The sequence below is a fragment of the Aeromonas cavernicola genome (assembly GCF_002795305.1).
In the GTDB taxonomy this organism is placed as follows: domain Bacteria; phylum Pseudomonadota; class Gammaproteobacteria; order Enterobacterales; family Aeromonadaceae; genus Aeromonas; species Aeromonas cavernicola.
In genome coordinates this window covers 23,667-39,414 of the sequence record NZ_PGGC01000073.1, presented here as the reverse complement: position 1 = coordinate 39,414, position 15,748 = coordinate 23,667, and the positions used below count along the sequence as shown (strand labels likewise).

The window sequence follows — 15,748 nt, the reverse complement described above, 5'->3', positions numbered from 1 at the left end:
TGCTCAGGCTAGCTGCGCACGCGGCAAGTGCCACGCCTTATTCACCGCAGCTATTTACTTAGCGGTAAAGCGCGAGTGGTCAAGCAGAGCAAATAACAGAGTGGGTGACGACCTGAGCCATCTCTTTTCGAGCGATGAGGTGGGTCTTGATGACTGAGATCTGTGATTCGGGCGTTTTGCTGGGGAATATCACTGAGGTAAACACTGATTAAATGGTCGGCGTGAGAGGATTCGAACCTCCGACCCTCTACACCCCATGCAGATGCGCTACCTGGCTGCGCTACACGCCGACGAGGTCAGTCTGAGCTGACGGTGGGCAGTCTAATGAGATGCACTCGTTGGCGCAACTCCTTTTTTATCAGTGAGATGCGGATTGTATTTTTATTGTTCAGCCATGATGCAACTTGGGCTGTGAGGGGGGATTTGGCATAATGGTGGCTGACCATGGCCACGGGATCGATTGCTCAAGGCCGACAGATCTATCCCCGCAGCGTACATCGATGGATGACACAGAGAGGCCCAACAGTGAATCCCTTACACATCATGCAGGCAGTGGATCAGGCAGCGCAAGATGAACGGTGGATGCGTTATGCCATGGCATTAGCGAGTAAAGCCGAAGGGATAGGTGAAATTCCCGTGGGGGCGGTGTTGGTGCTAGGGGATGAGGTAGTCGGAGAAGGTTGGAACCGCTCGATCAGTGGTCACGATGCCTGTGGCCATGCCGAGGTGATGGCGATCAGAGCGGCGGGTGAGCGGCTACAAAACTATCGTCTGCTCGATACGGTGCTCTATGTGACCTTAGAGCCTTGTTGCATGTGTGCAGGCGCCTTGATTCACAGTCGGGTTAAGCGGGTGGTCTTCGGTGCCACTGATCTTAAAACCGGCGCGGCAGGGTCAGTGTTTCAAATCTTGCAAGACCCCCGTCACAACCACCACATTGAGCTGACAGGGGGCGTACTGGCGCAGGCCTGTTCCGCCCAATTATCGGCGTTTTTCAAACGCCGACGTGCAGAAAAGAAAGCCGCCAAGCTAGCCCAACAGATCGGGGCGGATGGTGCCTCGTGTTAAACCCTACCCAGTGACATCGGATCTTGTTAAACCAAAGAGATGGCCCTAGGGTTTAGCAATAAAGTCATATAAATCAAATAATTGTTTGTTGATTAATGCCCCTTCGCTTGGGCGGTTTAGCACGGTTGATCGCCTCGCAAAATACCGCCTTGCTTGCTGTCATCATGTAACAAAACTGTCATGCAACCGCCATATAATGCCGCCCAGCCTAGCTCACATTGAGGTCTTGCATGTCATCGGAATCGTTAAATTTGGTCATGGCGGGCAGTAAAAAACGCCGGATCAAGGACAAATTAGCCAAGTTCGGAGTCACTACCGGGGGTGCTCTGGTACTGGTGGCGCTGCTGCTTATCTTCTTCTATCTGCTCTATGTGGTGAAACCCATTTTTAATGGTGCCACGATGGAACAGCGCGCGTCGTTCTCGTTGCCAACGGCAGGGAAAACGGCGTGGCTTGGCGTCGAGGAGCAAAATGAAATTGGCTATCGCTTTACTGACCAAGGGAAAGTCACCTTCTTTGCGTTAAAAGACGATGGCAAGATGAACGTGGGAGACGTGCTCGGTCAGAGTCAGGTTGCCGGTGAGGTAACTGCCGTTGCAGCCCCTGCACCTGGGCAGAAGTTGATTGCCTATGGCTTTGCTGACGGCACAGCGCAAGTGGTGCAGCCCACCTTCAAAGTCTCCTATCCCAATGATGTGCGCGTCATCGAGCCCAGCTTGCAGTCCCCTTTCGGTGAACAGCCGATGGTGATTGACTCCGCAGGTAAGGCACTGAAGACCATGGTGTTTGAAGCCACCAAAGACAAAATGGCGACCGCGGCAGTGACCGAGGATGGCCGTGGCGTGTTGATGGTGATGAGCGGCGAGGAGAACTTCCTCTCCGGCGAGATTGAGTGGAGCGCCCAGAACTACACCATTCCCGCTCTGCCGCGTCATGTCGACCAGCTGTTACTTACCCCTAATCTGCGCATTCTGTTTGTCCGTGAGGGCAACCGCCTGTCGGTCTATGACATCCATAACTTAAGCGAGATTGCGCTGCGTAATGTGCTGGAGATCAACGCCCCGAACGCCAATGTCACCCGAGTTGAGTTGCTGGCAGGCGCTTCCTCGTTGTTAGTGGGCAATGATAATGGTGTCATTTCGCAGTGGTTTGAAGTGGCGAAAGAGGGTAAGCGCCAATTCACCCAGATCCGTGATTTTAAAGGGGATGGAGCGGTGGATTTGCTCACTCCTGAGCACTATCGCAAGGGATTTATCAGTGCAGATAAAGCGGGCACCATCAGCTTTTTCCACGCTACCGGCGAGACCAAGCTGCTGACCGAGACGGTGGCAGGGGGCGCACTCTCAGCCCTTGCTATCTCCCCGCGTCACAATGTACTGCTGATGCAGCAGGGGGAGCGTTTCACCCTGTTTACGGTAGAGAACGATCACCCCGAGGTGACGTGGTCTGCGCTGTGGCAGCAGGTATGGTACGAAGGGTATCCCGAGCCCCAGTATGTGTGGCAATCCACGTCAGCCAGCAATGATTTTGAAGCCAAGCTGAGTCTGGTGCCGCTGGTGTTTGGTACCCTCAAAGCCGCCTTTTATGCCATGGTGTTTGCGGTGCCGCTTGGGGTCGCTGGCGCCGTCTATACCGCCTATTTCATGTCGGCGGGGCTGCGTAAATACGTCAAACCGACGGTGGAGATCATGGCGGCGCTGCCAACGGTGATCCTCGGCTTTTTAGCCGGTTTGTGGTTGGCGCCGATCATCGAAGGAGCGCTGCCTGGCATCGTGTTGCTGCTTATCTTATTGCCGATGGGCATGTTGCTGACCGCGCTGCTCTGGCACTACCTGCCGGAGCGGGGCAAGTCCTGGTTGCCGGAAGGGTGGCACGCCATCTTGCTGATCCCAGTGTTGCTGTGCATTGGCTGGGGCGCGTTTGCCTTAAGCCCACTTATCGAGAATGCCTTTATGCACGGCGACTCGCGCATCTGGCTGACCCACGAAATGGGTATCAAGTTTGATCAGCGCAACTCGCTGGTGGTCGGCATCGCCATGGGCTTTGCGGTGATCCCCACCATCTTCTCCATCGCCGAAGATGCGGTCTTCTCGGTGCCAAAACACCTCACCCAGGGTTCACTGGCTCTCGGGGCAACCCCATGGCAGACCTTAAGCCGCGTGGTGATCCTCACCGCCAGTCCTGGCATCTTCTCGGCGGTGATGATGGGCCTTGGCCGCGCCGTCGGTGAGACCATGATCGTCCTGATGGCGACCGGTAATACCCCCATCATGGATTTCTCCATGTTCCAGGGATTACGTACCCTTGCAGCCAACATCGCCGTGGAGATGCCTGAATCGGAAGTGGGTAGCTCTCACTACCGGGTCCTGTTCCTCGCGGCGTTTGTCCTGTTCGTGTTCACCTTTTTGTTCAATACCCTGGCCGAGTTTATTCGTCAGCGGTTGCGTGAGAAATACAGCTCCCTGTAAAGGGCGGCTCTGTCAGGATCGAGGAATCAATAATGGGTAAGTGGTTTAAATCAGGGGCCCCCTGGATCTGGATGACCGGCGGCGCCGTCAGCCTGAGTCTGGTTGCTGTGCTGGGGCTGTTACTGCTGATCGGCTGGCGTGGCCTCATCTACTTCTGGCCGCATCCCATCTATGAGTGGCAGTTGACGGATGCCAGCGGTAATAAGAGCGTGCTGATTGGCGAAATTAACGATCGTGAAGTGGTGCCGGTGGAGCGTTTGCGTGCCACAGGGCTGGCGCTGGCGGGGGAGGAGCGTGAAGAGCTGACCCGTTATCTGGTCAAAACCGGTAACCGTGAGTTCGTCGACCTTGATTTTCGCTGGGTATTAGAGACTGATATTCAGTCACAGCACTTACCCGCAGAGCTGGCCATGATCGAGCGGGCGACCAACGGTAACTTTTATGGCTACATCACCGCCGTCAAGGAAGATGGCAAGATCCACAGCCAAGATCTGCGCACTGCCTTACAGCGCGTGTTAGCAAGGGCTAACTTGCTCTCCGAGCAGGCGAACGATCTGCAAAAAGGTGAGATAGGCAGCATCAACTATCAACTGGAGCGGCTGCGTCTCAAAGAGCGCAAGGCTGAGCTGGATGACAAGCTGACCGATCAGCTCAAAGCCGAACTGGCGAGCGAGCGTCAGGCCCTCAACGATCGCTATCAGGTGCTGGAAAAAGAGCTGTTCTCCCTGCGCAGTCAGGCCGATCGTGACGTCATCACGGTCAAGGATATGCGTGGTGAGTTGGTGACCATGCCGATGTCCAAGGTATTGGATGTGGTATGGCCTAATGACATGAGTTTGCTGGCTAAGCTGGGTCATTGGTTCCACCAAATTGGCAAATTTATCACCGGCGATCCCCGTGAGGCTAACACCGAGGGTGGGGTGTTCCCCGCCATCTTCGGCACCGTCTTCATGGTGTTCCTGATGGCGATCATCGTCACCCCGCTGGGAGTGGTGGCAGCGGTGTATCTGCACGAGTATGCGGGGAAAAACAGCTTGACCAAGATCATCCGGATCGCGGTGATCAACTTGGCGGGGGTGCCCTCCATCGTTTACGGCGTGTTTGGTCTGGGCTTTTTTGTCTACACCTTGGGTGGCTCCATTGATGCGCTCTTTTATCCCGAAGCGCTGCCAAGCCCGACCTTTGGCTCTCCTGGCGTGATCTGGTCGGCCCTGACCTTGGCCATTTTGACCCTGCCGGTGGTGATTGTCTCCACCGAAGAGGGGCTGGCGCGGATCCCGAGCACCATCCGTCAGGGCTCGCTGGCACTGGGGGCGACCCAAGCTGAGACGTTATGGCGTATCGTGCTGCCGATGGCGAGCCCAGCCATCATGACTGGCCTGATCCTAGCGATTGCCCGTGCTGCTGGTGAAGTGGCGCCGCTGATGCTGGTGGGGGTGGTGAAACTGGCACCCACTCTGCCGATGGATGGCAACTTCCCGTATCTGCACGTGGAGCGCAAGTTCATGCACTTGGGTTTCCACATCTATGACGTCGGTTTCCAGAGCCCCAACGTCGAGGCGGCCCGCCCGCTGGTCTATGCCACCTCCTTCCTGTTGGTGACGGTGATCGTGGGCCTGAACCTGACTGCCATTGGGATTCGTAACCACCTGCGTGAGAAATTCCGGTCGCTGGAGCATTAATCCAGCGCCGCTTGAGTGATACCAGAGTGAGATAACAGAGGGGCGGTCGCGTGCGTGCCGCCAGCTGTCTGTAGCCATATATGACGGTCGCTGGCAAAAGTCCGGCCATCCTAGAGAGATGTTGAGGTAATAGATGATTAACGTAACGACCCCATCCAATCAGCACACGGCGCTGGATCTGCTTAACCTAAGTCCTGCGCAGACCGCGCTGGAAGTGAAGGATCTGAACCTGTACTACGGCAACAAGCAGGCACTGTTTAACGTCAATATGAAGATCCCCAAAGGGCAGGTCACCGCCTTTATCGGCCCGTCCGGTTGTGGCAAATCAACCTTGCTGCGCTGCATCAACCGGATGAACGATCTGGTGGAAATCTGCCGTATCGAGGGGGAGATCCAGCTCCATGGCCACAACATCTATGACAAGAGTGTCGATGTGTCGGCGCTACGCCGTCAGGTGGGCATGGTGTTCCAGCGCCCGAATCCCTTCCCCAAGTCGATTTATGAGAACGTGGTTTATGGCCTGCGCTTACAGGGCATCAACGATCGTCGCACTCTGGATGAAGCCGCCGAACGCTCCTTGCGCGGCGCCGCACTGTGGGATGAAGTGAAGGATCGTTTGCATGACAACGCCTTCGGTCTCTCCGGTGGTCAGCAGCAGCGTCTGGTGATTGCCCGCGCCATCGCCATCGAGCCTGAAGTGCTGTTGCTCGATGAGCCGACCTCGGCGCTCGACCCCATCTCCACCCTTACCATCGAGGAGCTGATCAACGAGCTCAAGAGCCAGTTCACCGTGGTGATCGTGACCCACAACATGCAGCAAGCAGCGCGGGTCTCAGATCAGACTGCCTTCATGTATATGGGCGAGCTTATCGAGTACTCGGATACCAACACCATCTTCACCACCCCGGCCAAGAAAAAGACCGAAGATTACATCACCGGTCGCTACGGCTAAGAGGCTCGTGGCGTCAGTTGTGCTGTGACAAGGGATGAACAGCAGCACACGCATTAGCGAAGAACGCCACGATTCACGCATAATCGAGATAACGTAAGGATTATTTGTATGGACAATATGAACCTCAATAAGCATATCTCCGGTCAGTTCAATACCGAGCTCGAAAGTGTACGCAATCAGGTACTGGTGATGGGCGGCATGGTGGAGCAGCAGCTCACCGATGCGATTGCCGCCATCCACGATCAGGATTTGGAAGCGGCCCGTAAGATTGTGGCCAACGACCACAAGGTCAATGCGATGGAAGTGGCGATCGACGAGGAGTGCACCCGTATTATCGCCAAGCGCCAGCCGACAGCCTCTGATTTGCGCTTGGTGATGGCTATCATCAAGACCATCACTGATCTGGAACGGATTGGCGACGTCGCTGACAAGATTGCCCGGATGTTGACCAAAAACGCCAACAAGCCGCAGCCGCCGCTGGTGTCGCTGGAGAACATGGGCCGTCGCACCATCAAGATGCTGCACGATGTGCTCGATGCCTTTGCGCGGATGGATCTGGATGCGGCGTTGGCGGTTTACAAAGAAGATGACAAGGTGGATAAGGAATATGAGTCCATTATCCGCGAGCTGATGACCTACATGATGGAAGATCCCCGCACCATTCCTCAGGTGCTTAATGTGCTGTGGGCAGCGCGGGCTATCGAGCGGGTCGGCGATCGCTGCCAACATATCTGCGAGTACATTGTCTACTACGTCAAAGGCAAGGATGTCCGTCATACCAAGGCTGATGAGCTGACGATTCTGCTGGGTAAAGAGTGATCAGGAGATGTAGACGAGGCGCGTTGAGCGCCTTTTTTGATGGTGCTGAGCATTCGAGCAAGATATCGCCACCCAGATGGCACTTTTCTGCTAGAATGTGCCCCCTGTGTGAGTCTCGGATCGACTCACGGCCTAGTCTCCTAGGCCCAGTTTGCCGTCTTGTGCTAAGGCGGGTGTAGCAATAGGTTAATCATGAGTTTTGCTGATAGTTTGTTCTTTTTAATGCTGCTGGTCGCAGGCAGCGTGTTCTTCTCCCTCTCCGAGATCTCGTTGGCCGCCTCCCGCAAAATCAAGTTGCAGGTGATGGCGGATGAGGGCAATCGCCATGCCGATAAGGTGCTGGCCCTGCAGGCCCAGCCGGGTAACTTCTTTACTGTGGTGCAGATAGGCCTTAATACCGTGGCTATTTTGGGCGGTATTTTGGGTGAGTCGGCCCTCAATCCTGCTATCAAAGCGTTTATCTCTGGTTTTTATCAGGGGCCTTGGCTTAGCCAGATAAGCTCCGCCGCCTCTTTCGTGTTTGTCACCGGGATGTTTATCCTGATTGCTGATTTGATGCCCAAGCGGCTGGCGATGACCATGCCAGAGCGGATCGCAGTGATCGTTGTTCGCCCTATGCTGCTGTGCGTGACATTGTTGATGCCGCTGGTGTGGTTTTTTAATGGGTTAGCTAATGCCCTATTTCGTTTGTTACGAGTGTCCATGGTGCGTAACGATGAAATCACCTCGGATGATATCTACGCGGTGATGGATGCCGGCGCTGAGGCAGGGGTGATTCAGCGGGAAGAGCACCAGCTGATCGAGAATGTATTCGAGTTGCAATCTCTGGGAGTTACCTCGGCCATGACGGCGCGGGAGAACCTCATCTACTTCACCTTGCAAGAGGGCGAGGAGAGTATCAAAGCTAAAATTGCCGAGCATCCCCATAACAAGTTTCTGGTGTGCGATCACAACCTTGACAGTATCAAGGGGTTCGTGGATGCCAAGGAGCTATTGATCCGTGTCATCCGTGGCCAGAGTATCGATCTCAACAGTGGCTCACTGGTGCAAAATGTCATCATCATTCCCGATACCCTCAACCTCTACGAGGCGATGGAGTACTTTAAGAACCACCGAGGCGATTTTGCCGTGGTGATGAATGAGTATGCTCTAGTGGTAGGGATCGTCACCATGAACGATCTGATGAGTACCGTCATGGGCGAGTGGGCTACCCACGTGGTTGAGGAGCAGATTGTCCAGCGGGATGAAAACTCCTGGTTGGTGGATGGGGTGACCCCCATCTCCGACGTGATGCGGGCCTTCGATATCGAAGAGTTCCCAGATGATCAAAACTACGAGACTATCGCGGGTTTTATCATGTATATGCTGCGCAAGATCCCCAAGCGTACCGACTCGGTTAAATATGCAGGTTATAAGTTCGAGGTAGTGGATATCGACAGTTACAAGATTGATCAACTGCTGGTGACCCGAGTTGAACCGATCAGCGCCGATAAACCTGCTCATGATATGTAAAAGGAGTGACTAAGAATCATGCGGATACAGTCTCATTCCCGTCGGTGTGCGGGTGTTGTGCTGGCGGTTGCTCTGGGGGCTTGCAGCCAGAGCAACTCCCCTAAGGCGGTTGTTGCGGTCAAGCCGGCAGTCCCTAAGGCTATCGTCTTGGCGCCACAGCCAGATCCTGATGCGGTGGTACAAAGTGCTACGGTGGAGCCCAGCCCAATATTTGATGAGCAGTATCATGGCCCTGACCAGGGGTCGTTGGAGTCAGTTACTGCCCTGTTTGCCCGTGGTTATATTGAATCGGCGATGCGTGAAACCATGCTGGCTGCGGTGCACATTGACTATCCATTACTTGGCATGCGGGATGTGCGCCTGACCGATCCGGTGAGCAAATTTCTTACCTCTCCGCAAGCCAGAAAAACCGCCCATGACTACCTCTATGCTGGGCTGGCACGGCGACTAGATCGTCCCTTGAGCCCAACGCAGTGGGCGCAGATATGGCAGCAGTTGCCACAGCAGGGACGGCTCTCTGACTGGGTAAAGCAGATCAAGCGCGTGGTTGCAGCGCGCTAGCCTTAAATCGTTGATGTTAAAAACGATAAGGCCGCCTTTGGGGGCAATGCTGTTCACCTAAGAGAATGTGAGTTTCAGTCCACGTAGTATCAGGGCTAAAAAGTGAGGGAGGCATGATGCCTCCCTCTTTCTCTTGTAAGCCACGCTTGATAACGGCTGGAGACCGCTTTGCTTGCCCAACTCAAGTCGTATTTATGAATAATCAGTCAAAAAAATGCTTATCTGAACAGCATTGCGCCTCTGAGTGACCTTATCGTTTGTGTGCCGCCAAGATGCTCCCCGTTCCTACTTCGCGATCAGCCCTCTTTTGTCCCTATTACCATGCTCGGTGGCAGGTAATGGCGTTTCGTGAGTAAAAAATTATGAAAGCGTGACCGTGGTCATATCACCGTTTTAACCATTCTTGTATGGTAGTCTGGTTTTTAGCGTTCATTGAGGATTGCGCGATGAAGATAGTGAAGGCCGAGGTGTTTGTGACGTGCCCGGGACGCAATTTTGTGACCCTGAAGATCACCACAGAAGATGGATTGACTGGGCTAGGTGATGCCACGCTCAATGGCCGCGAATTACCGGTGGCCTCCTATCTTCGTGATCATGTTTGCCCGCAGTTGATTGGGCGTGATGCCCATCGCATCGAAGATATTTGGCAATTTTTCTACAAGGGCGCTTATTGGCGCCGAGGCCCAGTCACCATGTCGGCCATTTCTGCGGTCGACACGGCACTGTGGGATATCAAGGCCAAAGCGGCCAATATGCCGCTTTACCAGCTGCTCGGTGGTGCTTCCAGAGATGGGGTGATGGTCTATTGCCATACCACTGGCCGTACGATTGATGAGGTGCTAGAAGATTATGCCCGTCATCAAGAGCTGGGTTTTAAAGCCATCCGCGTGCAATGCGGGGTGCCGGGCATGGAGACCACCTACGGCTTAGCCAAAGGAAAAGGGATGGCTTATGAACCGGCCACCAAGGGCGCATGGCCGCAAGAGCAGCTGTGGTCGACGGAAAAGTATCTCGATTTCACCCCGCGTTTGTTTGACGCTGTGCGTAATCAGTTCGGCTTTAATGAGCATTTGCTGCACGACATTCATCATCGACTCACGCCAATCGAAGCGGCCCGTTTTGGCAAGAGCGTTGAGGATTACCGACTGTTTTGGATGGAAGATCCGACCCCTGCTGAAAATCAGGAGTGTTTTCGTTTGATCCGCCAGCACACGGTCACTCCAATAGCGGTTGGCGAGGTCTTCAACAGTATTTGGGATTGCAAGCAGCTGATCGAAGAGCAGCTGATCGATTATATCCGCACCACCATTACCCATGCCGGTGGCATCAGTGGGATGCGGCGGATTGCCGATTTTGCCTCGCTTTATCAGGTCCGTACCGGTTCCCATGGTCCTTCTGATCTATCGCCCGTCTGTATGGCGGCAGCGTTGCATTTTGATCTGTGGGTGCCCAATTTCGGGGTTCAGGAGTACATGGGTTACTCCGAGCAAATGCTGGAGGTATTCCCTCATAGTTGGCGTTTTGCCGATGGGTACATGCACCCAGGGGATAAACCAGGTTTAGGCATCGAGTTTGACGAGAAACTAGCGGCAAAATATCCCTACGAACCGGCCTATCTCCCCGTCGCCCGCTTGGAAGATGGCACATTATGGAACTGGTAAGCCAAGGAGCAATCATGAACAGTGTGGTCGTACAGCAACCTCAACAGCTTGCATTAGTGGCGCGGCCAATGCCGGAGCCTGCGCAAGGGGAAGTGCGGATCAAGGTGCTACGAGCCGGTATTTGTGGCTCAGACATCCATATATTTCACGGCAGCAACCCATTTGCAAAGTACCCAAGGGTTATCGGCCATGAGTTTTTTGGGGTGATCGATGCGGTCGGGGAGGGGGTCTTGGCTACCCGTCTTGGTCAACGAGTGGTGGTTGATCCGGTGGTCAGCTGTGGTCACTGCTACCCCTGCTCGGTCGGGCGGCCAAATGTCTGTAAGACATTGCAGGTCATCGGGGTGCACCGTGATGGCGGTTTTAGCCAATATAGCTGTGTGCCAGAGGGCAATGCTTACGAGCTCCCAGCCGAGATCCCTGATGAAGAGGCAGCCCTGATTGAGCCGTTTACCATCGCGGCGAATATCTGCGAACAACTTCAACCGACGCCCCTTGATGTGGCGCTGGTGTACGGCGCAGGTCCAATGGGGCTGACGGTGGTGCAAGCGCTACGGGGTGTCTACGGGGTAGAGAAAATCGTCGTGACAGATCGGATTCCCGAGCGTTTGCAAATGGCGCAGGAGAATGGCGCCGATTTGCTGGTTGATAATAGCGTGATCGATTTGCCGACTTATCTGGCAGAACAAGGGATCAGTCCGACATTAATTGTCGATGCCGCCTGCCACCCGACGATTTTACCGCAAGCCATCGCGCTGGCTTCTCCCGCAGCTCGTATTGGGATCATGGGTTTTTCCAGTGATGAGTGCGTGATTAATCAGCAACTGATTACCAGTAAAGAAATTACCATCGTGAGCTCTCGGTTGAATCGGCGCCGCTTTCCTCAGGTCATTCAGTGGTGCCAAGATAAAAAAATACAGCCCCGCAAGTTAATTACCCATACCTATTCATATCAACAAGTTGAACAGGCGATGGCGTTGTTTGAAAAAGATCAAAAAAGCTGTTGTAAGGTGGTGCTGACCTTTTAATAGCACGAGTCACCGTGGATGGGACGATATTAAGAAATATGAAATAGCCTGTTGTCGCTGCTGATATTGTGGCTGGCTATGTTCATTTCTCGTGGTTGATATTTAATTTCCATCTTTAAGTATATTAAAGACCACTCATAGAGAAAAATATAAAATGAGAACACACGCAGCAGTCACTCATAATAAAACAGAGCGAAATACCTCTGACTTGTTTAAAGCCGCGGTATCAGGTTGGCTTGGTACTGCCTTAGAGTTTATGGACTTTCAGCTCTATTCATTAGGAGCGGCATTAGTTTTTCATGAAATATTTTTTCCTGAGCAATCTGCCGCAATGGCGCTGATTTTAGCGATGGGTACTTATGGTGCTGGTTATGTGGCCCGGATTGTTGGGGCATTTATTTTTGGCCGAATGGGCGATCGGGTCGGTCGTAAACGAGTGCTGTTTATCACGATTACCATGATGGGAATTTGTACCACCCTCATCGGAGTATTACCGACCTACGCCCAGATAGGCATAATGGCACCGGTATTACTGGTGACATTACGGATAGTACAAGGCTTGGGTGCCGGTGCTGAAATTTCGGGGGCGGGCACCATGCTGGCGGAGTATGCGCCGAAAGGAAAGCGTGGCATCGTCTCATCGCTGGTGGCGATGGGGACCAACTGCGGTACCTTGAGTGCGACTGCCATTTGGGCACTGATGTTTTTCTTATTAGACCGTGAGCAGCTCATTGATTGGGGCTGGCGTATTCCTTTCCTGTCGAGTGTTGTGGTGATGGGGTTTGCGATTTGGCTGCGGCTTAATTTGAAAGAGAGTCCGGTGTTCTCAGCGGTCAATGCAGAGGATCAGCCTAAGCCACACAAGTCAGCAAATAACTCAGACGATGGCTCCTTTTTTGATATGTTCCGGAGTAAATCCTTCTGGCTTGCCACCGGATTACGGTTTGGTCAGGCGGGTAATTCAGGATTGATTCAGACATTTTTAACGGGCTATTTAGTGCAGACCCTGTTATTTGAAAAAAGCATTCCTACTGATGCGCTGATGATCAGTTCTATTATCGGGTTTATGACGATCCCCCTGCTTGGTTGGTTATCTGATAAAGTTGGGCGGAGAACACCTTATATTATTTTAAATATCACCGCGATGCTGTTGGCTTATCCGATGTTATCGATCATTTTCGATAAAAATAACCAAGTCAGTGTGATCATGGCCAGTATTATCGTGATCCACAATATTGGCGTGTTGGGGTTATTTGCCTTGGAAAATATCACCATGGCGGAAATGTTTGGTGCCCGTAATCGCTTTACTCGGATGGCGATTTCGAAAGAGGTCGGTGGTTTAGTGGCGGTGGGTTTTGGCCCGTTATTGGCCGGCATCTTCTGTAAAATGGCGGATGCTTGGTGGCCAGTCGTAGTGATGGTTATTGTCTATTGCTGTATTGGCCTTTTCTCGGCATTGACGATGCCTGAGGTTAAAGATCGAGATTTGAGTCGACTCGACGATGCCGCAGATGACATGACCTTAAACTAATTTGTTATTCCCACGAGTGGCTAGCAGGCACGTAACCAGCAGGCTGGCCACTGCAAAACAGATACAGACTTTGACGACTAGCAAAAGAATAACCGGTCACTGAGATAGAGAGAGTCATTTATATATGAGCTGCAGTTTATTAACCGCCCATGCAACGCTGCCTACTTATGACCGTCAGCGGTTAGTGCCTCGGATCGTCCATCTGGGGGTTGGCGCATTTCATCGGGCGCATCAGGCGGTATATGCCGATGAACTGGCCAGTGAACATGGCAGTGATTGGGGTTATGTCGAGATCAATGTGCGCAGTGGTGGTGAACTTATCGCCCATCTCCAGGCGCAAGATCACCTGTTTAGTGTGTCGGAGATGTCCCAGCACGGCTGGCAGAGCCGAGTGGTCGGCGTGGTACGCCGAGCCCTCTATGTTGGTCAAGAGGGGATCAGCGCGGTGTTGGCCGCGTTATCCGATGCCGATGTTGCCATTATCTCCATGACGGTGACGGAAAAGGGCTACTGCTACGTGCCGGCAACCGGCGAGTTGGACATGGCGCATCCTGCAATATGTCATGACGTAGCCCACCCAACAGCACCGACATCCATGCCAGGCATAGTGGTTGCGGCGCTAGCACAGCGCAGAGCGGCTGGTTTGTCAGGGGTCAGCATTATGTCCTGCGACAACATGCCGGAAAACGGCAAGGTGACCAAGCAGGTGGTATTAGCCCTTGCGCGGCAATGGGAGCCCGAGTTAGCAGAGTGGATTGACCAGCATTGTCGTTTTCCATCGACCATGGTGGATCGGATTGTGCCGGCGGTTAGTGCTGAGACTGCGCAACAGATTGCGGCTCAGCTGGGGGTACCCGATGCGGCTGGGGTGGTCTGTGAGCCGTTTCGGCAATGGGTGGTTGAAGATGATTTTGTTGCAGGCAGGCCTGAATGGCAGCGAGTCGGGGTTGAGCTGGTCAGCGACGTGGTGCCCTACGAAGAGATGAAGCTGCGGATGCTCAATGGCAGCCACTCATTTCTTGCCTATTTGGGCTATTTAGCCGGGTATGAGCACATCAATGACTGTATGGCCGATCCGCATTTTGCCCATGCTGCCCGCCAGTTGATGCTCAATGAGCAGGCCCCCACGCTGCGGGTGTCTGGTGTCGACATCCCTGGCTATGCAGACTCTTTATTGATGCGTTATACCAATCCGGCGTTAAAGCATCGGACATGGCAGATTGCCATGGATGGCAGCGTGAAGTTGCCACAGCGTCTGCTTGAGCCGATCCGGCACAACTTAAAGGCGGTGCGAGATATCCGTTTTCAGAGCTTAGCGGTCGCCGCTTGGATGCGCTATGTCAGTGGTCTTGATGAGCAAGGCGGGGTCATTGATGTACGTGATCCGATGCTGACGCAGTTGCAAACAGCGGTACAAAACAGTGCGGACGGAGAGGCGCGGGTACATGCCTTATTGTCGATAGAGGCCATTTTTGGCCAAGACCTCCCGCTTAATCGGCGCTTTAGGGATGCGGTATTGAGTGCCTATTTGAGTTTGCAGCAGCAGGGGGCTGCTAAGACGATCAAAGCCTATTGTCAGTGTGGCTAACCGCTTGAAAGGTAGCGCACTTAGCGGTATCAGAGCTGTGTTAAGATGATTGCAGTAAAGTTACATCGAGTAGGCCTTAACACATGTCCAAGTACCCAGATCAGCAATACCAGTTGAATAATCACTTACCGGTTAATCAGCAGATATATCAGCAGCTACGCCGTGAAATTGTCGAGTGTATGATCATGCCGGGGACGGCCTTATCGGAAAAAGAGATTTCAGCTCGTTTTGCCGTATCTCGGCAACCGGTCAGAGAGACTTTTATTAAATTAGCGGAAAATGGATTGGTACAAATTCTGCCGCAACGTGGCACGTTTGTTAAAAAAATATCAATTAAGCGTGTCAATGATGGTCGATTTATACGTGATGCGATAGAACGCAGTATTGTCCTAAAGGCCGTTGAGTTGGTTACCCCAGCACAGATGCTGTTATTAGAACACAACCTAAAGCGGCAAACACTGGCAGTACAAAACAACCTGTTGTCAGAGTTTTTGGCCTTTGACGATCAGTTTCATCAACTGTTAGCAGACATTGCTGATTGTCCACTCGCATGGGAAACCATCGAGAATATTAAAGCAACAATGGATCGCGTCAGATATATGTCGCTGAGTAAGGTGTCACCGCCATCGTGTTTATTACAGCAGCATCATGATATTTATTCCGCTATCTGTGAGGGTGATGCCGTCGCCGCAGAGCGTGCGATTGGTGAACATTTGAATGAAATTATCTATACGGTCAGTTCCATCGGTGAAGAAAACAGCGAATGGTTTGAAATATAGCGATATATCTCATGCTGATACCGTAAGTGACCGTTAAATATATCCAATAGATTATTCAATACTCATGGCTAATGATGAAATTGGCCGACCGATTGACGT

General features: G+C 53.0%; 12 protein-coding genes and 1 tRNA gene. 12 read left to right on the top strand and 1 reads right to left on the bottom strand.

The features are described from left to right. Window positions 1-213 precede the first annotated feature (213 nt). A tRNA-Pro gene (locus tag CUC53_RS08170) sits at window positions 214-290 on the bottom strand. A 253-nt stretch (window positions 291-543) separates the two neighbouring features. Between CUC53_RS08170 and tadA the strand changes: the two genes are divergently transcribed. The 12 genes from tadA (at window position 544) to CUC53_RS08110 (ending at window position 15,649) form a co-directional block, all read left to right on the top strand. Then, window positions 544-1,068: a tRNA adenosine(34) deaminase TadA gene (gene tadA, locus CUC53_RS08165; RefSeq protein WP_100293722.1), complete on the top strand. Its 525-nt coding sequence runs from the start codon at window positions 544-546 to the stop codon at window positions 1,066-1,068. A 230-nt stretch (window positions 1,069-1,298) separates the two neighbouring features. Next, complete coding sequence (locus tag CUC53_RS08160; protein WP_100293694.1) at window positions 1,299-3,536, top strand: ABC transporter permease subunit; 2,238 nt, start codon at window positions 1,299-1,301, stop codon at window positions 3,534-3,536. A gap of 32 nt (window positions 3,537-3,568) precedes the next feature. Further along, window positions 3,569-5,218 (top strand): phosphate ABC transporter permease PstA, encoded by a 1,650-nt coding sequence (pstA, locus tag CUC53_RS08155; RefSeq protein WP_100293693.1) that lies wholly within the window; start codon window positions 3,569-3,571, stop codon window positions 5,216-5,218. Window positions 5,219-5,351: 133 nt separating this feature from the next. Beyond that, on the top strand, window positions 5,352-6,170 hold the full coding sequence (gene pstB, locus CUC53_RS08150) for a phosphate ABC transporter ATP-binding protein PstB (RefSeq protein ID WP_100293692.1): 819 nt from the start codon (window positions 5,352-5,354) through the stop codon (window positions 6,168-6,170). Window positions 6,171-6,278: 108 nt separating this feature from the next. Beyond that, complete coding sequence (gene phoU / locus CUC53_RS08145; RefSeq protein ID WP_100293691.1) at window positions 6,279-6,989, top strand: phosphate signaling complex protein PhoU; 711 nt, start codon at window positions 6,279-6,281, stop codon at window positions 6,987-6,989. 192 nt (window positions 6,990-7,181) lie between these two features. Then, window positions 7,182-8,501 (top strand): polyamine export protein PaeA, encoded by a 1,320-nt coding sequence (gene paeA, locus CUC53_RS08140; RefSeq protein WP_100293690.1) that lies wholly within the window; start codon window positions 7,182-7,184, stop codon window positions 8,499-8,501. Window positions 8,502-8,519: 18 nt separating this feature from the next. Further along, the gene (locus CUC53_RS08135; protein WP_167386719.1) at window positions 8,520-9,062 is read left to right on the top strand and encodes a hypothetical protein; all 543 of its coding nucleotides are present in this window, start codon (window positions 8,520-8,522) and stop codon (window positions 9,060-9,062) included. Between the two features lie 446 nt (window positions 9,063-9,508). Continuing rightward, window positions 9,509-10,723: a D-mannonate dehydratase ManD gene (gene manD, locus CUC53_RS08130; protein WP_100293689.1), complete on the top strand. Its 1,215-nt coding sequence runs from the start codon at window positions 9,509-9,511 to the stop codon at window positions 10,721-10,723. 14 nt (window positions 10,724-10,737) lie between these two features. After that, on the top strand, window positions 10,738-11,751 hold the full coding sequence (locus CUC53_RS08125) for a Zn-dependent oxidoreductase (RefSeq protein ID WP_100293688.1): 1,014 nt from the start codon (window positions 10,738-10,740) through the stop codon (window positions 11,749-11,751). Between the two features lie 154 nt (window positions 11,752-11,905). Then, window positions 11,906-13,282, top strand: coding sequence for an MFS transporter (locus CUC53_RS08120; protein WP_100293687.1), 1,377 nt, complete (start codon window positions 11,906-11,908; stop codon window positions 13,280-13,282). A 124-nt stretch (window positions 13,283-13,406) separates the two neighbouring features. Beyond that, the gene (locus tag CUC53_RS08115) at window positions 13,407-14,870 is read left to right on the top strand and encodes a mannitol dehydrogenase family protein (protein ID WP_100293686.1); all 1,464 of its coding nucleotides are present in this window, start codon (window positions 13,407-13,409) and stop codon (window positions 14,868-14,870) included. 83 nt (window positions 14,871-14,953) lie between these two features. Next, window positions 14,954-15,649 (top strand): GntR family transcriptional regulator, encoded by a 696-nt coding sequence (locus CUC53_RS08110; RefSeq protein ID WP_100293685.1) that lies wholly within the window; start codon window positions 14,954-14,956, stop codon window positions 15,647-15,649. Window positions 15,650-15,748: the final 99 nt, after the last annotated feature.